The organism is Geobacter psychrophilus (assembly GCF_056821595.1).
The window spans coordinates 3748645-3771394 of sequence record NZ_JBXDTU010000004.1; the positions used below are offsets into that span (position 1 = coordinate 3748645).

A 22750-nucleotide genomic window follows, 5' to 3' on the forward strand; every position below is an offset into this window, starting at 1 on the left:
GTATATTTGATTGGGAGGTCCTCGGTATGTTCCGTACGTTTGTGATGAGAAGTGTTATTTTATTGCTCCCATGTGTGCTGATTTCAGCTGCAAATCTTTGTGTTGCCCAGGATCTGGTTAAAATCGGCTTGAGCTATCCGGAGACGGGCCCTTACTCCAAGCAGGGACTTGATCAGCGTCGCGCTGCTGATATAGCGGTGGATGAGATCAACGCTGGGGGGGGAATTCTTGGCAAGAAGATCCAGCTGGTGTATCGGGATTCCAAATCCAATGCCAAGGTAGCAAAAGCCAATGCCATTGAACTCTTTGACAAGGAAGGTGTACCGATGATCTTCGGTGGATCATCCAGCGCTGCGGCAATAGCGACTGGCGAAGTGGCACTGCAGAAAAACCGGCTGTTCTTTGGCACCCTGACCTATTCGACTGAAACAACCGGCGAATACGGCCACCGCCATATCTTCCGCGAGAGTTACGATGCGTATGCCGCTGGAAAGGTGCTCTCCGAATATTTGAAGAAAAACTTTGCCGGAAAGAAGTACTTTTACATAACCGCCAATTACACCTGGGGCTGGACAACGGAGTCGGTGCTGCGAGGCTTCACCAACACCAAGGATATGACCGCCCATCCAGAGGTATTGACTGAGCTGGGTTCAAAGGATTTCACGGAGGCCCTCAAGTCGGCCAGGGACAGCAAGGCCGGCGTGCTGGTGTTGTCGCTGTTTGGTCGTGACATGGAAATCGCAGTACGCCAGGCGGAACAAATGGGCCTGAAAAACAGTATGCAGATCATTGTTCCCAGTCTGAATGATGACATGGCCCAGGGAGCAGGGCCTGTAGCCATGGAGGGTGTTATCGGAACCCTGCCCTGGATCTGGAGTGTGCCCTATACCTACAAGTATGCCAAAGGGATCGAATTCGTGAAAAAGTTCGAGGATAAGCATCATCGCTATCCAACGACATCCGGCGCTTCTGCATACGTAATTCTGCATCAATACAAGGAAGCGGTTGAGCGGGCCGGAACATTTGAAACCAAGGCGGTGATCAAGTCACTTGAGGGACACAGCTATACCGGCCTGAAGGACCAGCAGCAGTGGCGGGCATGGGATCACCAGTCGGTTCAAACGGTGTATGCCGTCAAATGCAAGCCGGCAGCCGAGGTGAATAACAGCAAGTATCAACAGGATTATTTCAATATCATCAATGTAATGAAGGGTGATGAGGCTGCTGTCGATAAGAAGGAATGGCGAGAAATACGGGAAATGGTGGGCATGAAGCCGGAGTTGGAGGAGTTTTGCCCGGGGACATGATTTCACCAGAAAAGCCTGTTTGCTGTCCACAAAAAAACCCGTGTATGCGGGTTTTTTTGTGGACGTAAACGACTGGCCAATTTTTAATCTTTTTCTGTTTACGTTTAGATGACAGCCGTGGATTGTTTTGGTACACTCCCGAAGTATGATCATCTTCATGTGAGGAGTCTTTTTCGAAAATGAAAATCACCTGCCCCAAGTGCAATGCCAGCGGGAATATTCCCGACCACGAAATTCCCGTGGAAGGGCGCTTTTTGAGCTGTCCGAGGTGCAAACACGGGTTTGACGTAAAGAAGCCGAAGGCCGCTTCAAACGAATATCTGGTGGACGTCTGCCCATCCTGTGCATTTAGCACCTTCGGCGAAGAGCGATTCGGAACCTGCCCCAAGTGCGGCGTGGTCATTAAGGCATTTATCGACAGACAGCGTGAAGAAAAGGCCAGAATCCGCGATCAGGAATTGCTCACACAGAAATATACCCGGGATGATACGCCACCCCCGGTGGCGGAAGCGGCTACGCCGGTAGCAGATTTTGTCGACAATCTTCATCCTGTCAACCTGATTGGATGGGGCAGTGCCCTGGTTGCAGTGGTGATCTTCGGCATGGGATTCTTCGGCATGTTTGATTACTACGGTACCGATGTGCAGGCCCAGCTTACGGCTCAGCGTGAAGAGCAGGTGTCCGCCTGGTATGTCTTTACTCACTACGGGATGATTCCCTGGATAGAGGTCCTGTTCGGCGGGGCACTCCTGGCTGTTGCCTCTTTTTTTCTGAAACATCAGGCGAAGGCCCGCCATGCACTTTCCTGGCTGCTATGGGCTGTCATTGCGTATGTGCCGGTATCCATGACAGTCAGATTCGTGCGCTGGTGGATTGAACCCATTCCCCATACCTGGGGTGGCTATGCAATAGAATTTTTCAATATCATCTTTATAAGCGCCCTGGTGGGAATCCCGCTCTTTTTGCTGATCCGTTTTCTTGAAGACCGCCGGATAACATCAGTTGTCAGGCTATGACGGTAGCAGTGTCTCACCATCAGGCTGTTTCATGATGAGAGGACGCTGCTGAATGGTGTGGCTGCTGATTTCATCGTGCGTCTGCTATTGCGCCGGTTCGTCATGGCGACTGATTTTTACAGCCGGATGTGCGATCCAGCTGATCTACATGCTACAGCGCGGCTTATTGCTTGGTCGTTTGCCGCTGCTGGGCCCTCATGATACACTGCTGTTTTTTGCTCTCTGCATAGCAGTGACGGCTCTTGCCACCTCGTTTTCTCCCGCCGTTCGTCAGGCCCGCTGGTTCCTGGTCGTTTCCGGGATCACCGCCGGTTTGTTCACGCTGTTTGCACTCTGCTTCAAGCCATTAAATATTCCGCTCCCCCAGATACTCGACACATTCTGGTTTGAACTGCATGTCGTGTTTGCCTTTCTCAGTTATGCCCTCTTTGTGCTTGGAGGGGTGCTGTGCGCCGCTTTTTTAATCCGGGACAAAAGGGCATATCTCGATATACAATTCAAGACAGCTCTGGTTGGCTGGACCTTTTTTTCGGTTTCCATGGTGGCGGGAGGGATATGGGGCTATTACGCCTGGGGCACGTACTGGCTCTGGACAGCAAAGGAATTATGGACATCAATCCTGTGGATCTTTTATGCACTTGTCCTGCATGTGCGATTCAAGGGGGTATCGTGGGACAGAGTGGCCGCCTGGCTCGGTATTGTCGGCGTAGGTGTGATGCTGTTTACCTATCTGGGGGTCAGCATGCTTATGAAGAGTTCACACAGTTTCTGAAGATATCGGAGGCTGTTGTCTATCGCTAGAGCATAAAACGACAAAAGCCCATGTTTTCATGGGCTTTTGTCGTTTTATGCAGCCGGGGTGGCATCTCCGGCAGGTGGTATGGGGTGTCCGGGTTTTGCGGTCGGTTTTTTTCGCGGGCGGCGGCGTTTTTTTGTCACGGTTTCACCTGTGACGGCGCCTGCCGGGGTTGCTGCTGCCGCATGTTTTGATACGTGGGGTTCCGGTTTTGCAGCTGGTTTTTTTCGAACGGGCGCTGGTTTGGCACCCCGCTTCAGATCAAGTTTATGTTTCGGTCGGGCTACCCGATTGAAATCGTTGACGAACAAGTCATCTTCGGCCCATTCTGTCGGTATCTTGGCCTTGATATACTCTTCAATGGCCTCCAGGTACAAAACTCCGTCTTCATCGGCCAGTGAAATGGCCTTGCCTTGTGCTCCCGCGCGGGCGGTGCGGCCGATTCGGTGGACGTAGTCCTCGCAATCCTGGGGGAGATCGTAGTTGACAACGTGAGACACGCCGTCAATGTGCAAGCCCCTCGAAGCGACATCCGTTGCGATAAGAATCGGCAGCTTTCCATCCTTGAAATCTTCCAGGATACGCAGCCGCTTTTTCTGTTCCACATCCCCGGAGATAAGCCGACAGGGAAAACCGTTAGCGTTCAGTCGGTCGTGCAGGTATTCTCCCTCGCGCTTGGTGTTTATGAAAATCATGGTGCGCTCCATGCCGTCCCGCCGTAACAGTCCCAGCAGCAGCGGAAACTTTTCTTTGCGTGAAGCGTGGTACAGGACCTGTTCGACATTGTCGGCAGTCATTTTTTCCGGAGTGACGGAGACCTTTTCCGGCGAATTCATAAATTCGTAGGCTAGTTCCATGACCCGCAGGTTGAGCGTGGCGGAGAACATCAGGTTCTGGCGCTGGTCAAAGGGGGGCAGCCGGCGCAGAATAAAACGCAAGTCAGCGATGAAGCCCATGTCGAACATACGATCCGCTTCATCGATAATCAGCATCTCGATCTCTTTGAGGCTGTAGACCTTCTGCTTGAGATAGTCGATCAAGCGACCCGGCGTGCCGATGATCACATCAGCCCCGTCACGGAGTGCATCGCGTTGTTTCATGTAATCCACGCCGCCGTAGATAGCCTGGATGGTTAAACCGCAATGCCGGCCCAGAAGCTGGGCGTCCTGCTCGATCTGTACCACCAGTTCACGTGTCGGTGCCAGGATCAGTGCGCGCGGGTGCTTGCCGGTTGCCGGCGTGTTATTTAAGAGCCGGGTGAAAAGTGTGATCAGAAAAGCAGCGGTTTTACCGGTGCCGGTCTGGGCCTGGCCGGCTACATCCTTTCCGGTCAGACTGATGGGCAGGGTATGTTCCTGGATGGGGGTACAGGTGCTGAAGCCTGCTTCGGCAATGCCCTTCATGAGCAGTTCCGGCAGGGCAAATTCATTGAAATGCATGGAAGGTCCTTAGTATGTTTTCTTATATCACGCAGTATTCTGCATCTATTACCATATACCGTGAAGTACCGTCTGGCAATCTAAACCTTGTCCCGTCAGCATGTTCAACAGCCAGAAATGCTTTGACAAACCTGAATCCCATCCATTACTATGACAAAAATTTACCCCTCCGAGGACCCTTCTGATGCAGGCCGCACTCAATATCATTGGCACAGACCTGATAAACGTCGAGCTTCAGTTCCGCAAGGATCTGGAGTCCGATGTACCGCTGATCCGCAAGGTCGGGGAGTATGTCCTTTCCAGCGGTGGCAAACGTGTGCGTCCTGCGCTGCTGCTTCTCGCTGCCCGCTTGTGCGGTTACCAGGGGGATAAGGCCGTTCCTTTGGCCAGTGTTGTAGAATTCATCCATACCGCCACCCTGCTGCACGACGATGTTGTCGACAGCGCCACCCTGCGACGCGGGCTGGCCTCGGCCAATACCTTGTGGGGCAACGAGGCTTCAGTGCTGGTGGGGGATTTCCTGTTCTCAAAATCATTTTCCCTGATGGTTGCTGTCGGTAGCCTTGATATCCTGCGGGTACTTTCCGACGCCACCACTGTCATCGCCGAAGGTGAGGTCATGCAGCTGCTCTGCACCGGCGAGATCGATCTGACGGAAGAGCGCTATTTGAACGTGGTGCGCTCGAAAACGGCCATTCTCATGTCAGCGGCCTGTGAGGCGGGTGCAATTCTGGGCGGAGCGACTCCGGAGCGTCAACAGGCACTTGCTGATTTCGGCATGTCCTTGGGCATAGCATTTCAGCTTATGGATGACACACTTGATTATATTGCCACAGAGGAAGATTTTGGCAAAAGCATCGGTCATGATCTGGAAGAGGGCAAGATTACACTCCCGCTGATCCACACCCTGCGCCTGTGTACGGAGGCAGAGCGTTCCGTCATTGAGGCGGTTGTTGAAAAAGACGAAATGACGCTGGAAGAATTTCGTTCCGTATCCGGATTGGTCAAGCAGTACGGCGGCATAACCTATACTGTTGAAGCAGCCCGGCGCTACATCAACGACTGCCGCGCTCATCTGGGACTGTTTGAAGTTTCTGAAATTTCGACAGCCATGTGCAGTCTTGCCGACTATGTCGTTACCCGCAACAAATAAACTGCCACATTTTCGGCGCACTAAGCTTTTGCATCCCTGGAGGTTGCTCTTGAAACGACTTGCATTATACGGTCTGATAATCGCTGCTGCTCTTGTTATGGTCGCGGGTTGCTCATCAAAAAAAGAATCAGCCCAACGTGTGGCAGTGGTGAAGGAAAAAAGCCCTGCACCGGAGGTAAGCGTCAATTCCCTGAAAAATGCTCCCTTGAAGCTGTCTGATCTTAAAGGCAAGGTGGTGCTGCTCAACTTCTGGGCTACCTGGTGTCCTCCCTGTCGTGAGGAGATTCCTTCCATGATGAGGCTCAACAGCGCCATGGTCGGCAAGCCTTTTCAGATGGTGGCTGTTTCAATTGATGAAGGCGGGGTTCCGGTTATTGAAGCCTTTTTCAAGGAGACCGGCTTCATTCTTCCTGTTTACACCGATCCGGACGGCAAGGCCGCCATGACCTATGGTGTAACCGGCGTACCGGAAACCTTTGTCATCGATAAAAACGGCATCCTGGTGAAGAAGGTTATCGGACCGCTGGCCTGGGACTCTCCGGACACAATTTCCTTCCTCGAAGGCCTTATGAAATAGGAGAGCTGTACTTATGCATTCCCAGGAAGTAACGTATTTGGGAGCGTTTATCGCCGGGTTGCTCTCATTTCTGTCACCGTGTGTTCTGCCATTAATCCCTTCCTACATCACCTACATCACCGGTCTTTCTTTTGCCGATCTCCAGGCAGAGCACCCCAGTCACAAGGTGCGTCAGACGTCAATGCTGCATTCGCTGGCATTTATTCTCGGTTTTACGGTAGTGTTTGTCCTGTTGGGGGCCTCTGCCACGTATATCGGTTCTTTCCTTAATCAGCATGCTGCCATTTTCAGAAAAGCGGGCGGCATCCTGATCCTGCTGCTGGGCGTCCATGTGACCGGTTTGATCCCCATTACCATGCTGCTGGGTGAGAAGCGGGTTACGCTTCATCGCAAGCCGGCCGGTTTTGTCGGAACCTTTCTGGTCGGTCTGGCCTTTGCCGCTGGCTGGACCCCCTGCATCGGGCCGATCCTGGCTGCGATCCTGATGGTGGCTGCTACGGAAGAAAATGTGTATCACGGCATCGTACTGCTGCTGACCTATTCTCTGGGCCTCGGCATACCTTTCTTTCTATCCTCACTGGCGATGCATCAGTTCATCGTCATGTTTCAGCGCTTTAAAAAGTACATCCGGGTGTTTGAGATTTGTACCGGTGTTTTTCTGATGTTGGTAGGCGTCATGATCTATTTCAACTGGCTGTCCCGACTTTCAGGAATATTCACGACTCTGTTTGGCGGAAGCTAGATGAAGGCTCATCGCGCCCAACATTCCATTCAGCTTGCCGTTTCCCAACTGGCGGTGACGGAAGCCTTCTATGCCGGAATATTGGAACTGCCGGTGCAGCGGTCACTTACCTCGGCAGGCGCCCCCGATCATCTGATGCTGGATATGGATGGCATCGCACTGGTCTTTGTGGAAGAGGATGATGTTGTCAGGGCTCACCCCGTGTTGGGGAGTCGTTTCAGTATGTTTCCCCGGGGGATCGGTGTGACACTGCATTTTGAGGTAAAGGACATCGAGGGCATCTGCGATGCCATCACCGAGGAGGGATTGGAGACGCTTTATCCACTTGAGATCAAGCCCTATGGTATCAAGGAAATGTGGTGTTTCGATCCGGATGGCTATCTGGTGGTGCTGGATGAAGCATTGGAAAACAGGAAAAAGGCCGGATCATAATCCGGCCTTTGTTTTTAGTATCAATATTGATCTGAATTCCCCTCTACGGGAGGAGGTAACGGATTGTTGACTTATTCAGATGACCACCCTGGCGATGAACATGCAGAGAGCTTTGATACGTTCCCTCCAGTCTGTTTTTTCAGCGCACATTCAGAAAAACATATACAATTAAACCCATGTCCCTGCGCCGTATAGCTACGTCTAGAAGAACGATACAAGCCGTGCTGCTGATCGCCGCCATGCTGACCCCATTCCTTGTGATCAACGGCAATCCGGCATTGAGAATGGATATGAGCCTGCACACGCTCTTTCTGGCAGGCGCAGCAATCCGGATTGACCAGTTTTACCTGGTATTGCTCTTGACACTGGTGCTGGGAGCCGGCTTTCTTCTGCTTACGGCGGTTCTGGGCCGGGTCTGGTGCGGCTGGCTCTGTCCGCAAACCGTGTACAATGATCTGGCCGATCTGGTGCAGGAACGCTTGCGTCTGTTTCTTCCCATGCGGATGTGGAGGATTGCCGCCCATGTCATTGCCCTGCTGCTGGCTGGCGTGGTTTCAATAAACCTGCTCTGCTGGTTTATGCCGCCGGTCGAGGTTGTCAGCGCTCTGTCTGCATTCCGCAGCCACCCGGTTGTGGTCGGCTGTGTTGCGTCCGCAACCCTGTTGATGTACCTGAACCTGATCCTGGTGGGGCGCGGTTTTTGCCGCAATTACTGTCCGTATGGCCGTTTTCAGGCTGCTTTGATGGATGAGGGCACGCTCAACCTGGCCTTTCTTGAAGAGACCAGTCAGAACTGTACCGGCTGCGGCTCCTGTGTCAGGGCCTGCCCAATGAATATCGACATCCGCCAGGGGTTTCAGATCGAATGTATAAACTGCGGTCGTTGTATTGACGCCTGCCGTGCCGTGATGGAACAACCGGGTCAAAATGACGGGCTGATTGCCTACCGTTTCGGGACAAGTGCTGGAAACGGCCCACGAATAGGTACCAAAACAGCGATCCTGACAGCACTGGTGTGCATATTGAGTGCTGCACTTGCGTGGGGCATCCTTGCCCGTTCCGATACGGCCTTTTCGGTGCAGCGAATCGCCACAGCCGAGACCAGGACCTTTGCCGATGGATCACGGGTGCAGGCCTGGCGCGCGATCATCGGTAATCGCGGGCAGGCGCTGGCCGGGTTTGCGTTGGAGCTGTCCCCGCAACCCGGCCTGAATGCGGAACTGCTCGGGCCGGTCAGTGCGATCCGTATCGCTCCGAATGAAAACCGCCAGGTCAGTTTTTTTATCCGTTTCAACGGACCTGTCCCACTTCGCCAGCCAATCGAGCTGCGCCTGTTTAGAGGGGGGAACCCGGTCTCCACCATTCGGGTGACGCCATGACGCTCCCGGTTGAACATGCCTGCCTGCATTGCGGCATCAGCTTTCGCTGGAAACCGCTGGAACTGCCTGCAGAGAACGGCAGTCTGCAGAGCTTTTGCTGCCACGGTTGTCTGGGGGCCTACCAGTTGGTCTGCGCTGCCGGTCTGGACGGTTTTTATCTGCGTGATAACCGCAGTATGCCGACCGTACAGCAGGATAATCCATCTCCCTTCAATGACGAGGAACTGGCGCGCTACGTGGTGAGTGATGGCGAACTCTGCCGCCTGGATATCCTGGTCGCCGGTATCAGCTGCCCATCTTGCATCTGGCTGCTGGAACGCATGATTGCCCGTGTTGCCGGCGTTGCGGAGGTCAGCATCTCCTATGCCGGAGGCATCGCCTCGGTTCGCTTCGACCCTGCCCGGGCGCTGCCGTCCGCCATATTCGCCTCAATCAGCAGCCTGGGGTTTGCGCCGCGCCCCTATTCGCCCGCGTTGTCCGAGGTCGAGGCCGCGCGCGAACGCCTTGATCTGCTGCTTCGCTTCGGTACGGCACTGTTCCTGACCATGCAGCTGATGGCCTATTCCTACAGCCTGTATGCAGGTTATTTCCAGGGCATGGGCAGCGCCATCAAGTCAGTACTGCAGTATGCCTCACTGGCTGTGGCGACACCGGTGGTCTTCTACAGCGGCTGGCCGTTTCTGGCGGGGGCCTGGCAGTCGCTCCGCTCCCGCCGGCCGGGGATGGACCTGCTGATCGCGGTTGGTGCCCTGACGGCCTGGTTCTACAGCACCTGGGCGCTATTCTCCGGCCAGGAGACCTATTTCGAAAGCGCTGCCATGATCGTTACCTTTGTCCTGCTGGGGCGATTGTTGGAGCTTTCGGTGCGTCGCACGGCCCTGTCAGGGATCGAGTCGCTCTATGCCGCTGTTGCTCAGCGGGCAACCCTGCAGGACCCGACTGGTTATCGGGAGATTGCGGTGGATGATGTGAGGCCGGGGGATCTGCTGCTGGTCCGTCAGGGCGAGCGTTTTCCGGTTGACTCCCTGATGGTTGAGGGTGAGACAGAGGTGGATCAGTCGCTGGTCACCGGTGAGAGCCTCCCGGTTTTGGTGCAGCCGGGCTGCGAAGTCCGCGCCGGTTGTGTCAATGTGGCTGCTCCGGTCACGGTCCAGGCGGTGCGGGCGGTTGGCCAGAGCTACCTGATGCGGGTGGCTGCCATGGTGAGGATGGCCCAGGCCGGCAAGCCTTCGCTGCAGCGGCTGGCGGACCGCATCGCCGGCTGGTTCGTGCCCGCTGTGATCCTGCTTGCCATTGCTGTCTGTGCCGGGCATTACACCCTGGCCGGACAAGGAATCGGCCGGGCTGTTATGACTGCGCTTTCGGTGGTGCTGATCGCCTGTCCCTGCGCCATGGGGTTGGCGGTGCCGGCAGCCGTTCTGGCGGCCTGCAGCCGCTCGGCAGCCCTGGGTATCATTCTGAGGGGCGGGGATGTCATCGAGCGATTGGCCCAGGTCCGCTACGCACTGTTCGATAAAACCGGCACCATCACCATGGGCAGGCCGCAGGTGATTTCGTTCAGCACGTTCGGCACCTTTGCCGGGCAGGATGTGCTGCGGGCAGCGGCCACGGTGGAGCAGCCCGCTGCCCATCCGCTGGCCCGGGCGATTGTGGGGTTTGCAGCCGAGCATGGAGAGCTGCCGAGTGAATGTACAGGTTTCGCCATCATCCCCGGCAAGGGTGTGTGCGGACAGACCGTCGATGACCAGCGGGTGCAGTGCGGCAGCGCCCGGTATTTCAGGGAACAGGGTATACATCTGCAAGACAGCGGTTATGCGGAGACGGCAGAAGGTACGGTTGTGCTGGTGGCGATCAATGGTGTTGTTGCCGGTGAGTTTCTGCTGCAGGATCAACTCCGTCCTGGTTCCGTCGAACTCGTACGTTCGCTGGCGGAGCGCGGCGTCGACCTGTGCCTGGTGAGCGGTGATGCTCAAGCGGTGGTGGATCGTATCGCCTCCCAGGTCGGTCTGACTGCGGGGTTGGGCAATTTGACCCCCGACCTGAAGCTGGCCCAGGTGCAGGACTTGCAGGCGCGGGGAGGGCGGGTACTCATGGCCGGTGATGGCGTCAATGATGCTCCGGCCCTGGCAGCGGCCGATGTCAGCTGTTCCCTGACCGGTTCCAGTGATATCGCCCTAGAACATGCCGATGTGATCATAACCGCTGATGATCTTGCATGCCTGGCGACGGCACACCGCATCGCCGGTAAAACCATGGCTGTAATCAGGCAGAATCTGGCCTGGGCCTTTCTGTACAACCTGGTCGGCATCCCCTTGGCCGTGTTCGGCATGCTGACCCCGGTCTACGCCGCCCTGGCCATGACGATCAGCTCACTGCTGGTTTCGCTCAATTCACTGCGTCTGATGAGGATCAAGCATCATGGATGAAAGCATCATTCTGCTGATCATACTGTCGCTCTGCCTGGGGGCCGGCTGCTGGCTGATCTTTATCTGGGCGGTAAAAAAAAGACAGTTTGACGATGTGGAAAAACCGAAACATCGCATGCTGGATGATGATTGATGCTGTACTGTTTACCAGTACTTCTCTCTTTCTTGCAAACGTAACTACGGCGACCGCTTGACCGGCAGATATTAGTCATGTAATATGACCATACAGGAGGACGCCATGACTCAATTTAATATAGCCGAAGCAAAATCCCATTTTTCTGAACTGGTTCAGAAGGCGTTGACAGGGGAAGATGTGATCATCTCCAGAGACAACAAACCGATCCTCAGGCTTGTTCCTGTGAAGAGTGTCTCCAAAAAACGTCAGCCCGGTTCTGCGCAGGGGAAAATCCTGTTTATGGCCGCTGACTTTGACGAACCGCTTGTTGATTTCGCCGAATACCGCTAATGCGTCTGCTCCTTGATACCCATACGTTTCTGTGGTGGATCAATAACGATCCTTCGCTTTCCGAGCCGGCACGAGCTGCCATAGCCAGTGAGCGGAATGAGTGCTTCCTGAGTCTTGCCAGCTGTTGGGAATTAGCGATCAAGACCAGCATCGGCAAGCTCCGCCTCACAAAATCAGTGGAGCGCTTTATTCCGGAGGAATTGGCTGCCAATGATTTCAAGTTGCTCAACCTGGATTTCAGGCATGTAGCCAAGGTTGAATCCCTTCCTTTCCACCATCGCGACCCGTTTGACCGCCTTCTGGTTGCCCAGGTGCTGGCCGAAAGGATGACCATTGTCTCTGCTGATGTCGTGTTTTCCGAGTACGGCATCAAGCGCCTCTGGTAGGTATATTAAATAGGAAGGGAGTTCAATTTACCATGAAACGCGAAGGCATTATCCTGATCATCTCGGCACCCTCCGGTGCGGGCAAGACGACCCTCTGCCACGCGCTGTTGAAACGTTTTCCGAACATGCGGGAGTCAATCAGTTATACCACCCGCACGCCGCGTGCCGGCGAGGTCCATGGTGAGGACTATTTCTTCGTATCCCGGGACGAGTTCCAGTGTATGGTTGCCGAGGATGCCTTTGCCGAATGGGCTGAAGTCCACGGGAATATGTACGGGACCGCCCTGGCGACGATCGAGGAGGCCCGCAAGAATGGCGTGGACCTGGTTCTTGATATTGACTGCCAGGGAGCGCAGCGGCTCAAGGAGCAGATCGAGCGCTGTGTCTACATCTTCATCCTGCCGCCCAGTATGGAGGAGTTGCGCCGCCGTCTCGAAAGCCGCTCGTCAGACCCCCAGGATGTAATCGATCGCCGTCTGCTTCGGGCCGCTGCTGAGATCAGGGAGGCGCGCTGGTATGATTACATCATCATTAACGACCATTTCGAGACAGCCTTCAAGGAACTCTCTGCCATTGTGGTTGCACACCGTCTCAGGACCTTCAGGATGCTGGGTCAGGTGGCGAAATTGTTTGATATTTGAAGTGAAATAGAGTATTAACAACATTCCAATTATTTACGGCAGGAAGGAGTACAAAATTATGGCACGGGTAACCGTTGAAGATTGTCTGGAAAAAGTCGATAACCGCTTCCTCCTGGTTATGCTGGCTTCCAAGAGGGTCAAGCAGCTGTATAAGGGCAATGCCCCCCTGATTGACCCCAAAAACAACCGTCTGGTAGTGACTGCACTGCGTGAGATTGCTGCCGGTAAAGTCAATTTCGAAGTCAGCAAGAAACACGTTAACTAGCAATTGTCGTCCTGGGTGAAGCCGCATCAAGTGCGTTTTCACCCTTTTTTTATCCTGCCCCCGTGTCATTCACACTCCAAATCTCATCAGGCGACTGATAACGTATGATCAGGCTCAATGACATCCTCGATAAGGTAGCGGCGTATAACCCGACGGCTGATTTCAACCTCATCCGCAAGGCTTACGTGTATTGCGCCAAGGTGCACCAGGGTCAGACCAGACTCTCGGGGGAACCGTACATCATCCACCCCATGGAGGTCGCCGGGCTGCTGGCAGACCTGCGCCTGGATGTGCCCAGTATTATTACCGGTTTTCTCCATGACACCATCGAGGATACTCTGGCTACCTATGAGGAGCTGGTGGAGATGTTCGGTGAAGAGGTGGCGCTGCTGGTCGACGGCGTCACCAAGATCAGCAAGATTCATTTCAAGACCAAGGAAGAAAGCCAGGCCGAAAACTTCCGCAAGATGTTGCTGGCCATGGCCAATGATATCCGCGTTATTTTGGTGAAGCTGGCTGACCGGCTGCACAACATGCGTACCCTGGAGTTCCAGCCGGAACCGAAGCAGCGCAGTATTGCCCGCGAGACGATGGATATCTACGCCCCCATCGCCAACCGTCTGGGGATATCATGGGTCAAGGTTGAGCTGGAGGATCTTTCATTCCGCTATCTCAACCCGGAAACCTATTTTGAGCTTGCACGTAAAATTTCACTTAAAAAGAAGGAACGGGAAGCCTTTGTCGAAGAGGCCAAGGCGATTATTTTCGAAAAACTGGCTGAGCATGATATCAAGGGCGAGGTCTCCGGGCGCAGCAAGCATCTGTATTCCATCTATCGCAAGATGGAAAAGCGCAATGTGGAGTTTGAAGAGATCTATGACCTGATCGCAATCCGCATTCTGGTGAATGATCTGGGCGAATGCTATGAGGTGCTGGGAGTCATTCATTCTTCCTGGAAACCGATACCGGGGCGCTTCAAGGATTACATCGCCATGCCCAAGGGCAACATGTACCAGTCGCTGCATACGACGGTCATTGGTCCGCATGGTGACCGGATGGAGGTGCAGATCCGCACCCACGAGATGCATAACGTGGCAGATGCCGGAATTGCCGCCCATTGGAAGTACAAGGAGGGCAAGGGCTACGACGAGAAGGATGTCAAGCGCTTCGCCTGGCTGCGGCAGCTGCTGGAGTGGCAGCAGGAACTGCAGGACTCCCGGGAGTTCATGGATTCGGTGCGGGTGGACCTTTTTTCTGAAGAGGTCTATGTCTTTACCCCTAAAGGTGATGTCAAGGGCTATCCCAAAGGCTCTACGCCGATCGACTTTGCCTACAGCGTACATACGGATATCGGCCACCGTTGCGTAGGCGCCAAGGTCAACGGAAAGCTGGTGCCGCTCAAATACGAGCTGAAAAACGGTGATATCGTCGAAGTCATCACCTCGCCGCACCATACCCCCAGCAAGGACTGGCTCAAGATCGTCAAGAGTTCCCGGGCCCGCAACAAGATTCGCAGCTGGATCAAAACCGAGGAGCGGAAGCGCAGTGTTGTTCTGGGGCGGGAAATCTGCGAAAAGGATTTTCGCAAATATTCTGTCAATCTCCAGAAAATCCAGAAAAACGGCGATTTCAAAAGGATTGCGGCCGAATTCGGTTTTGCCGGTGATGACGACCTGCTGGCAGCGGTGGGATACGGCAAGATCTCAGCCGGTCAGATCATCGGGAAGCTCCTTCCGAACGAAAAGATCCAGGAGCGGGCAGAACACAAGGAATCGCGCCTTACGGCTGTTTTCAACAAGCTCAAGGGCAAATCATCCAGCGCCGTTGAAATCAGTGGCGTTGATGATGTGCTGGTTCGTTTCGGCAAATGCTGCAATCCGGTTCCCGGCGATGACATTATCGGCTTCATTACCCGCGGCAAGGGGGTCACAATCCACACCTCAGATTGTCAACTGGCGCTGGAGTGTGATCCGGAACGCCGGATCGACGTGGCCTGGAACAAGGGGAAAACATCCGTACTTCCGGTCAAGATCCGGGTGATCTGCCATGATGTCAAAGGTGTTTTGGCGCATATTACGATGGCCATCACCAACAGCGAAGCCAATATCTCCAGTGCTCATGTGCAGAGCACCGTTGACCAGCGCGGCGAGAATACATTCGAGGTGAATGTTGTTGATCTGGCTCATCTGCAGAAGGTTATGAACGCCATTATGAAGGTAAAAGGCGTTATTAAGGTTGAAAGGCTAAAAAAATGAATTTAACAGCAATTGCTACTGATAAAGCTCCGGCCGCGATCGGTCCTTACTCTCAGGCGATACAGGCCGGGAATCTCCTGTTCTGTTCCGGACAGATCCCCTTGGATCCGGTTTCGGGTGAGATTGTCGCCGGTGGGGTGCGTGAACAGGCCGAGCAGGTCATGACCAATATTGCCGCCGTGCTGTCTGCAGCTGGGGCGGGTTTCGATGACGTGGTAAAGGCCACGATTTATCTGGTAGACATGAAGGATTTTGCCGTGGTGAACGAGGTATATGGCGGTTGTTTTCCCGGGCATAAACCGGCGCGCTCAACGGTTGCGGTACAGGGACTCCCACGGGGTGTACTGCTGGAGATAGAGATTGTTGCATCAGTATGAGCAGGACGTTGCTGAATACGGCGCAGATGACAAGAAAAGCCGCTGCACATGTGTGCAGCGGCTTTAATGATCAAAGCTATGGCGAGTTGTTACAGCGCCTTGGTTACGTGACCGGAACGGATGCAGCGGGTACAGGCCTTAACGGTCATGATGCTGCCATTTTTTATGGCTCTGACCTTCTGCAGGTTCGGATACCACACGGTACGGGTTTTGTTATTGGCGTGGCTCACATTGTTGCCGAAGCTGGGGCCTTTTCCACAAACATCACATTTTCTTGACATATTATTATTCCTCCAATTAATTACTGAAAAAAAATTTATAGCAGATTGATCACCGGGTTGCAAGAGGAAAATAGATATCACATGAATGTCATCAAAGCCTTCATCACTATAACGGTAATTCTTCTGGTTGCTATTACCGCCCTGTTCATCGATTTTACCTACAAAACCTTCTCGTACCGTCAAAGCCCGGTCAAGGCCGATGCCATTGTCGTGCTGGCTGGTGGCAAGGGCAGGGTGGATGAAGGTGTGCGACTCTTTCGTGAAGGGCGGGCGACCTACCTGTTTTTCATTGGTGTTGATCCCTCGGTTCGAAAAACGGATCTGTATCGTCCCCATGCGGGTGACCCTTCGCCGGACCGGGTCATTCTGGAAAATGTTTCCCGGAACACCCTGGAGAATGCCATTTATGGACGTGACGTGATACTGCGTAAACAGGTCGGGTCCGTACTGCTGATAACGTCACGCTATCATATGAAACGCTCTGCAATCCTCTTTCGCAATGCACTTCCAAAAGAGCTGGCCATTTATCCCTATCCGGTTGACTCAAAAAATCTCAAGGAGGCCTGGTGGAATCATGGTGGCAGTTTTCACCTGCTCTTTTCAGAATTTTATAAATACTGTATGTTCAGAGCATTTTTCCTGCTTGCGCCGGGTGAATTGAGGTCCGGGGCCTTCCCGATGACGACAGACAGGTGAGAAGCTTTCACATTTTACGGTTTTCTGATACATTCATGACCCGCAACCCGGAATGTATTTCGTACCACAATGTTCTGCCTTAAAAGTGTTCAACATATCCAGGATCTAACAATTCAATCTGCTTACGAAAGGAATCGTGTAATGCGTTACATCAGTACCCGCGGCGGTATTCAGCCGATCCCATTCAAGGATGCCGTCATGATGGGGCTTGCCACAGACGGCGGCCTGCTTCTGCCCGAATCTTATCCCGCCATCTCCGCTGAACAGCTTGAAAGCTGGCGCGGTCTCTCATACCCGGAGTTGGCCTTCCAGGTCATCGCACCCTTTGTCGGTGATATCCCTGCTGATGAGCTTAAGGGGCTGATTGGACGTTCCTATGGCACTTTCTCCCATCCCGACGTGACGCCGGTTGTGCGGAAGGATGGTGTGTATATCCTGGAATTGTTTTACGGAGTTACCCTGGCATTCAAGGATGTAGCACTGCAGTTCCTCGGAAACATCTTTGAGTACATTCTGGCTGAACGGAAAGAGATACTGAATATTGTCGGCGCGACCTCGGGAGATACCGGCAGCGCTGCTATTCACGGGGTGCGCGGGAAAAAGGGCATCACCATCTTTATCCTGCATCCGCACGGCAAGACCTCGCCGGTTCAGGCCATGCAGATGACCACCGTAACCGATGCCAATGTCCACAATATTGCCATTCGCGGCACCTTTGACGATTGTCAGGATATGGTCAAAGCGCTGTTCAATGACCTTGAATTCAAGGAAAAATATTCGCTGGGCGCGGTCAACTCGATCAACTGGGCGCGGGTTCTGGCCCAGGTTGTGTATTATGTCTATGCCTGGCTGCGGGTGACGGATTCAGGCCCGAAACCGGTCAGTTTCTCCGTTCCGACCGGAAATTTCGGCGATATTTTTGCCGGCTACGTAGCCAAGCGCATGGGCTTGCCGATAAGGAAACTTTTGTTGGCAACAAACGAGAACAATATCCTGACACGATTTGTTAACGACGGCGATTACTCCCTGACAGGTGTTGTTTCGACCGTATCTCCCTCCATGGATATCCAGGTGGCTTCCAACTTCGAACGCTATCTGTTTCACCTGTACGCGGAGAATCCTGAAAAGGTCAGGACTGCATTTGCCGACCTGCGCGAGAAGGGGAAAATCTGTTTCAGCCCAGCCGAGATGAAACAGGTGCGTTCCGATTTCTGCTCGTCATCGGTGGACCAGGCCGGTACGCTGGATACGATCGGCTCGTTTTATCGCGAGACGGGCTATCTGCTGGATCCGCACACCGCCGTTGGTGTCAGGGCCGCGCTCGACCTGTTTCCGGCGGACGTCGCTCGCGTCTGTCTGGCCACGGCCCATCCTGCCAAATTTGGCGAGGCAGTAGAAAAAGCCATCGGAGCACCGGTTCCGGTACCCGAAGCCGTATCCATCCTGGAGGGGTTGCCGACCCGTTGTGATGTTATGGATGCCGATCTGGAGCTGGTACGGGAGTTTATTGTCGCCCGCATGGGTTAACACATGGAGCATGACGTTGCAATACGCCTGAGTTCCTTTCTGGGGGTATTTCTGGTTATAGCCATTGCAGAGCATCTATGGCCGCGTCGAGTCCTGAATGCATCCAAGAGTCAGCGCTGGTTCTGCAACATTGCCATCGTGGTCATCGATACCGTTGTTGCCCGTCTGGCACTTCCACTGATGCCTTTGGGGGTGGCCGAGATCGCCTCGGCAAAAGGGTGGGGACTGTTAAACCTGCTGACCATGCCACGATGGATAGAGATTGTCTCGGTCATCCTGTTGCTTGACCTGATTATTTACCTGCAGCACCGAAGTTTTCACCGGATTCCGCTCTTCTGGCGCTTCCACCGGATGCACCATACCGACCTGGATCTGGATGTTTCAAGTGGAAACCGCTTTCACCCGATTGAGATCCTTGTCTCCTTGAGTATCAAGATGTGTGCCGTTGCTCTCCTCGGGGCGCCGGCAATCGCTGTTGTGATCTTTGAGGTTGTTCTCAATGCCGGCTCCCTTTTTAATCACGGCAACCTGCGCATACCTACGGGTATTGACCGCCTGCTCCGCCTGATTATCGTTACACCCGATATGCATCGCGTGCATCATTCGATTGTTCCAGGCGAAACCGACAGCAACTTCGGATTCAACCTGCCCTGGTGGGATCGGATCTTGAATACCTATTGCAGCCAGCCGCGAGAGGGTCATATCGGTATGACCATCGGCTTAAAGGAGTTTCGTGACGAACAAAAACTGGGCCTGGGAAGTCTGCTGATATTACCGTTCCGGTGACGGTGACGACAGGGTCATGTCTCTCAAAAATTCATGGTGTGCTGTGTAAAGTAGTGTTGTTACAAATTCCAGTTGACAAACTGCCCATCTCTTGGCATTTATACATGCTCATTGCGCGGGAATAACTCAGTGGTAGAGTGCAACCTTCCCAAGGTTGAGGTCGCGAGTTCGAATCTCGTTTCCCGCTCCAAAAATTACAAGGACTTAGCCCTAATCGGTTGAGTCCTTTTTTAATTTATGCACCCTTCTTACACCCTGCAATTCCTGATAAATAGCTGAACTATTATATTAACTTTAGCAAGTAAGGGCATTTTTGGTGATTTGAGACACTAATTTTTGTCTGTATTTAGGAGATAGTAAAAACACAATCAGCGGTAGACGATAATACTAAACCATTTGCGAAAATGGGACGGAAAGCCTTCAGGATCTCTCCGAGACAGCCGGGTCGCCGAAATACCAACTAAGGTATAACGGGTCCCGGTTTTTGTTTGCTGGACAAACAGGAGAGACGCAATGAAAAAAGACATTACAAAGGAAGCGGGCAAAGGTCAGTGTAAAATATTCAGATTATTTCTGCTATTGATGCTTGCGTGGATTCTTTCGTTGGCGGGACAGGCGGTCTGTTATGCAACAACAGTGAGCCTGCAGTGGGACGCCGTAACGGACTCAGCGCTTGCTGGCTTCAAGGTCTATTACCAGGCGGACTCTTCCTCACAGCCTTTTACAGGGACTGGGGCCATTCAGGGAAATTCTCCGATTGATGTCCATAACCAGACGACCGCAATCATCGGTGGCCTTGACCCTGTACATGCCTATTACTTTGCGGTAACAGCTTACGATACCTCCGGTGTAGAAAGCAGCTATTCGAATATCGTTTATGTCCCCGAATTGGTCTCTCCGACGGTTGCGATCAGTGCCCCAATTAGTGGTGCAACGTTAAGTGGCATAGTTTCTGTAACCGCCATTGCCAGTGATAACGTTGGTGTTACGAAGTTGGAATTCTATCTGAACGGTGTATTGCAGGCCACGGACACCTCCACTCCATATGTTTATTCATGGAACACCTCTACGCTTGCAGTCGGGACATATGCGCTGATGGCAAAGGCGTATGACGCAGCAGGTAACGTCGGGCAGTCGGGTACTATCTCTGTAACGGTTGTCAATGACACTACCTCTCCCACGATATCGATGACTTCTCCCTCCAACAATGCTACGGTAAGCGGGATCGTTGCAATTACTGCAACTGCATCAGACAATGTGGGAGTGAGCAAGGTTGAATTCTACGAAAATGGCATACTATTGTTTGCAGGTAATGTGTCGCCCTACGTGTACAATTGGAATACAACTTCGGTTGCCAATGGCAGTTACACCTTGACAACTGAGGCATACGATAATGCTGGAAACGTTGGACACTCTTCGAATGTTTCAGTAACGGTATTCAATGATACCACTGCACCGACGATCAGCATAACAGCTCCGTCCAATAACGCTATTGTCAGCGGGACAACATTGATTAGCGGCACTGCTTTCGACAATGTTGGAGTAAGCAAAGTTGAATTCTACGTAAATAGTGTACTGCAATCCATTAGCAGTGCGGCGCCATATCTCTTCAGCTGGGATACTACAGCGGTAGTAAACGGTAGCTATGCCATATCCGCCAAAGTCTATGACGCTGCAGGCAATTTGGGACAGTCTGCTGTCATCACAATCACAGTCAATAACTACCCGCCTCAGGGAAGCTATACAGCCGTTTTCGGTGACTCTATCGGAACCAATTATCCTAATACGGTTCAGGATACCTTTATCAATCTCAATGATGATGTTAATTCGTCAAACACTGCTCTCAACACATATACCTGGCCTGTAAATACGCCAGCCAATGCTATCCTGATGAAGTTGGATATATCCGCTCTTCCTGCCAACGCCCAGATACAAAGCGCTACACTCTATCTTGGTTTACTGGATAGCAGCGGAGACGAATTGTATGAAATTCCTGTATCACAGATAATTAATAAACAGCCAGTTATCGCAGCTTGCAATGGAAATACCTATGACGGTACCAATGCTTGGACGCCGAGCAGTGTTCCCTACAGCGGCATTCCTTTGGCTCAGTCCGATATCGGTCCTGTAGTTGATTCTCCGCTTGTGGATAAAACAAGCGGTTACAAAAACTGGAATGTGACAAACATAGTTAAAGACTGGTTTGCGACCCCTGGCAATAACAAGGGGCTATTACTGAATTCTTCAAGTAAGGCCAGCACAGACAGTAGTCGAACATTTGCTTCCAGCGAAGCTGTTGATGCGACTCTAAGGCCAAAATTTGTGGTAACCTATACCTTGGTTTCCGATACAACGGCTCCGGTGGTCAGCGCCTTCAGCATGCCAGCTACGGCAACCTCCCTGACAGTAGCAGTTTCCAGCTTCATGGCCAGTGATGTTGTGGGCGTCACCGGCTACCTGATCACCGAAAGCGCTACCGCACCTGCCGCCACTGCCTCCGGCTGGAGCGTCTCCGTCCCGACCAGCTTTACCTTCTCATCCGAAGGCAGCAAAACTGCCTACGCCTGGGCCAGGGATGCCGCCGGCAACGTCTCGACCAGCCGCTCTGCCGCTGTTGTCATCACCCTGCCGGATACGACGGCTCCGATGGTCAGCGCCTTCGGCATGCCGGCTACGGCCACGACGTTGACAGTTGCAGTCTCCATCTTTACGGCCAGTGATGCCGTAGGCGTCAGCGGTTACCTGATCAACGAAAGCGCCACTGCACCTGCTGCTAGTGCCTCCGGTTGGACCAGCGCCGCACCGACCAGCTTTACCTTCTCATCTACCGGCAGCAAAACCGCCTACGCCTGGGCCAAGGACGCTGCCGGCAACGTCTCGACCAGCCGCTCTGCCGCTGTTGTCATCACCCTGCCGGATACGACGGCTCCCGTGGTAAGCTCCTTCAGCCTGCTGGCCACGGCAACCTCCCTGACAGTAGCGGTTTCCAGCTTCATGGCCAGTGATGTTGTGGGCGTAACCGGCTACCTGATCACCGAAAGCGCTACCGCACCTGCCGCCAGTGCCTCCGGCTGGAGCGCCTCCGTCCCGACCAGCTTTACCTTCTCATCCGAAGGCAGCAAAACTGCCTACGCCTGGGCCAGGGATGCCGCCGGCAACGTCTCGACCAGCCGCTCTGCTGCTGTTGTCATCACCCTGCCGGATACGACGGCTCCCGTGGTAAGCTCCTTCAGCCTGCCGGCTACGGCAACCTCCCTGACAGTAGCTGTTTCCAGCTTCACTGCCAGTGACGTTGTGGGCGTCACCGGATACCTGATCACCGAAAGCGCTACCGCACCTGCCGCCACTGCCGCCGGCTGGAGCGCCTCCGTCCCGACCAGCTTTACCTTCTCATCCGAAGGCAGCAAAACTGCCTACGCCTGGGCCAGGGATGCCGCCGGCAACGTCTCGACCAGCCGCTCTGCCGCTGTTGTCATCACCCTGCCGGATACGACTGCTCCCGTGGTACAGATCGCAGCACGAAAAACAAATGCAAAAGGGAAGCTATCCGTAACCGCCACTGCGAATGACAACGTGGGGGTCAGCAAGGTCGAATTTTATGTAAATGGTGCTCTTGTATCGACGGACTCGACAGCACCGTACAGCTATATCTGGAATGTAACGGATGTTACGAATGGTACCTACTCTTTGATGGCCAAGGCCATTGACGCATCCGGAAATATCGGGATTAGCAGCATAATAATGGTAACTGTTCCAAATTGCCAAATCCGGTGATGTTTCGATCAGTGATGGCGCGCCCAGTT

At 53.5% G+C, this 22750-nt stretch carries 22 protein-coding genes, 1 tRNA gene and 1 riboswitch; of the genes, 21 read left to right on the top strand and 2 right to left on the bottom strand.

From position 1 onward, the window contains the following. Positions 1–26: 26 nt before the first annotated feature. The 3 genes from ACOCF6_RS19985 (at position 27) to ACOCF6_RS19995 (ending at position 3095) form a co-directional block, all read left to right on the top strand. Positions 27–1307 (top strand): substrate-binding protein, encoded by a 1281-nt coding sequence (locus ACOCF6_RS19985; protein WP_482462082.1) that lies wholly within the window; start codon positions 27–29, stop codon positions 1305–1307. A gap of 179 nt (positions 1308–1486) precedes the next feature. Then, positions 1487–2323: a zinc-ribbon domain-containing protein gene (locus tag ACOCF6_RS19990; protein ID WP_482462083.1), complete on the top strand. Its 837-nt coding sequence runs from the start codon at positions 1487–1489 to the stop codon at positions 2321–2323. A gap of 52 nt (positions 2324–2375) precedes the next feature. Further along, positions 2376–3095, top strand: a complete 720-nt coding sequence (locus ACOCF6_RS19995) for a cytochrome c biogenesis protein (protein ID WP_482462084.1) — start codon at positions 2376–2378, stop codon at positions 3093–3095. Between the two features lie 74 nt (positions 3096–3169). On the opposite strand, the gene ACOCF6_RS20000 is transcribed toward ACOCF6_RS19995, so the two are convergent. Next, positions 3170–4558: a DEAD/DEAH box helicase gene (locus ACOCF6_RS20000; protein WP_482462085.1), complete on the bottom strand. Its 1389-nt coding sequence runs from the start codon at positions 4556–4558 to the stop codon at positions 3170–3172. A gap of 184 nt (positions 4559–4742) precedes the next feature. On the opposite strand from ACOCF6_RS20000, the gene ACOCF6_RS20005 reads away from it, so the two are divergent. The 13 genes from ACOCF6_RS20005 to ACOCF6_RS20065 all read left to right on the top strand — a co-directional run bounded on the left by ACOCF6_RS20005 (position 4743) and on the right by ACOCF6_RS20065 (position 15657). Then, the gene (locus ACOCF6_RS20005; protein ID WP_482462086.1) at positions 4743–5711 is read left to right on the top strand and encodes a polyprenyl synthetase family protein; all 969 of its coding nucleotides are present in this window, start codon (positions 4743–4745) and stop codon (positions 5709–5711) included. A gap of 49 nt (positions 5712–5760) precedes the next feature. Then, the gene (locus ACOCF6_RS20010; RefSeq protein ID WP_482462087.1) at positions 5761–6288 is read left to right on the top strand and encodes a TlpA disulfide reductase family protein; all 528 of its coding nucleotides are present in this window, start codon (positions 5761–5763) and stop codon (positions 6286–6288) included. Between the two features lie 13 nt (positions 6289–6301). Continuing rightward, entirely contained in the window at positions 6302–7030 is a 729-nt protein-coding gene (locus ACOCF6_RS20015; protein WP_482462088.1) for a cytochrome c biogenesis CcdA family protein, read from the top strand. Further along, positions 7031–7462 (top strand): VOC family protein, encoded by a 432-nt coding sequence (locus ACOCF6_RS20020; RefSeq protein WP_482462089.1) that lies wholly within the window; start codon positions 7031–7033, stop codon positions 7460–7462. Positions 7463–7683: 221 nt separating this feature from the next. Further along, complete coding sequence (locus ACOCF6_RS20025) at positions 7684–8841, top strand: 4Fe-4S dicluster domain-containing protein (RefSeq protein WP_482462090.1); 1158 nt, start codon at positions 7684–7686, stop codon at positions 8839–8841. Beyond that, on the top strand, positions 8838–11267 hold the full coding sequence (locus ACOCF6_RS20030; protein ID WP_482462091.1) for a heavy metal translocating P-type ATPase: 2430 nt from the start codon (positions 8838–8840) through the stop codon (positions 11265–11267). Before ACOCF6_RS20025 ends, ACOCF6_RS20030 begins: the two co-directional genes overlap by 4 nt. After that, on the top strand, positions 11260–11400 hold the full coding sequence (gene ccoS / locus ACOCF6_RS20035) for a cbb3-type cytochrome oxidase assembly protein CcoS (protein WP_482462092.1): 141 nt from the start codon (positions 11260–11262) through the stop codon (positions 11398–11400). The genes ACOCF6_RS20030 and ccoS overlap by 8 nt, the downstream gene beginning before the upstream one ends. Positions 11401–11505: 105 nt before the next feature. Further along, a complete protein-coding gene (locus ACOCF6_RS20040) occupies positions 11506–11733 on the top strand; it encodes a type II toxin-antitoxin system Phd/YefM family antitoxin (RefSeq protein WP_482462093.1) in 228 nt (75 codons plus the stop codon). Next, complete coding sequence (locus ACOCF6_RS20045) at positions 11733–12119, top strand: type II toxin-antitoxin system VapC family toxin (RefSeq protein WP_482462094.1); 387 nt, start codon at positions 11733–11735, stop codon at positions 12117–12119. The genes ACOCF6_RS20040 and ACOCF6_RS20045 overlap by 1 nt, the downstream gene beginning before the upstream one ends. Positions 12120–12151: 32 nt before the next feature. Continuing rightward, positions 12152–12760: a guanylate kinase gene (gene gmk / locus ACOCF6_RS20050; RefSeq protein ID WP_482462095.1), complete on the top strand. Its 609-nt coding sequence runs from the start codon at positions 12152–12154 to the stop codon at positions 12758–12760. A gap of 58 nt (positions 12761–12818) precedes the next feature. Next, a complete protein-coding gene (gene rpoZ, locus ACOCF6_RS20055; protein WP_482462096.1) occupies positions 12819–13025 on the top strand; it encodes a DNA-directed RNA polymerase subunit omega in 207 nt (68 codons plus the stop codon). Positions 13026–13129: 104 nt separating this feature from the next. Further along, on the top strand, positions 13130–15280 hold the full coding sequence (locus ACOCF6_RS20060; protein ID WP_482462097.1) for a RelA/SpoT family protein: 2151 nt from the start codon (positions 13130–13132) through the stop codon (positions 15278–15280). Continuing rightward, on the top strand, positions 15277–15657 hold the full coding sequence (locus tag ACOCF6_RS20065; RefSeq protein ID WP_482462098.1) for a RidA family protein: 381 nt from the start codon (positions 15277–15279) through the stop codon (positions 15655–15657). Before ACOCF6_RS20060 ends, ACOCF6_RS20065 begins: the two co-directional genes overlap by 4 nt. Positions 15658–15746: 89 nt before the next feature. On the opposite strand, the gene rpmB is transcribed toward ACOCF6_RS20065, so the two are convergent. Beyond that, complete coding sequence (rpmB, locus tag ACOCF6_RS20070; RefSeq protein WP_482462099.1) at positions 15747–15938, bottom strand: 50S ribosomal protein L28; 192 nt, start codon at positions 15936–15938, stop codon at positions 15747–15749. Between the two features lie 81 nt (positions 15939–16019). Here rpmB and ACOCF6_RS20075 point away from each other — a divergent pair, with 81 nt between their 5' ends. The 5 genes from ACOCF6_RS20075 (at position 16020) to ACOCF6_RS20095 (ending at position 22721) form a co-directional block, all read left to right on the top strand. Then, on the top strand, positions 16020–16634 hold the full coding sequence (locus ACOCF6_RS20075; protein ID WP_482462100.1) for a YdcF family protein: 615 nt from the start codon (positions 16020–16022) through the stop codon (positions 16632–16634). 141 nt (positions 16635–16775) lie between these two features. Continuing rightward, positions 16776–18161: a threonine synthase gene (thrC, locus tag ACOCF6_RS20080; RefSeq protein WP_482462101.1), complete on the top strand. Its 1386-nt coding sequence runs from the start codon at positions 16776–16778 to the stop codon at positions 18159–18161. A 3-nt stretch (positions 18162–18164) separates the two neighbouring features. Beyond that, positions 18165–18947, top strand: coding sequence for a sterol desaturase family protein (locus tag ACOCF6_RS20085; RefSeq protein WP_482462102.1), 783 nt, complete (start codon positions 18165–18167; stop codon positions 18945–18947). Between the two features lie 115 nt (positions 18948–19062). Beyond that, positions 19063–19137, top strand: a tRNA-Gly gene (locus tag ACOCF6_RS20090). Between the two features lie 186 nt (positions 19138–19323). After that, a riboswitch (cyclic di-GMP riboswitch) is annotated at positions 19324–19400 on the top strand. Between the two features lie 60 nt (positions 19401–19460). Continuing rightward, positions 19461–22721: an Ig-like domain-containing protein gene (locus tag ACOCF6_RS20095; protein ID WP_482462103.1), complete on the top strand. Its 3261-nt coding sequence runs from the start codon at positions 19461–19463 to the stop codon at positions 22719–22721. Positions 22722–22750 lie beyond the last annotated feature (29 nt).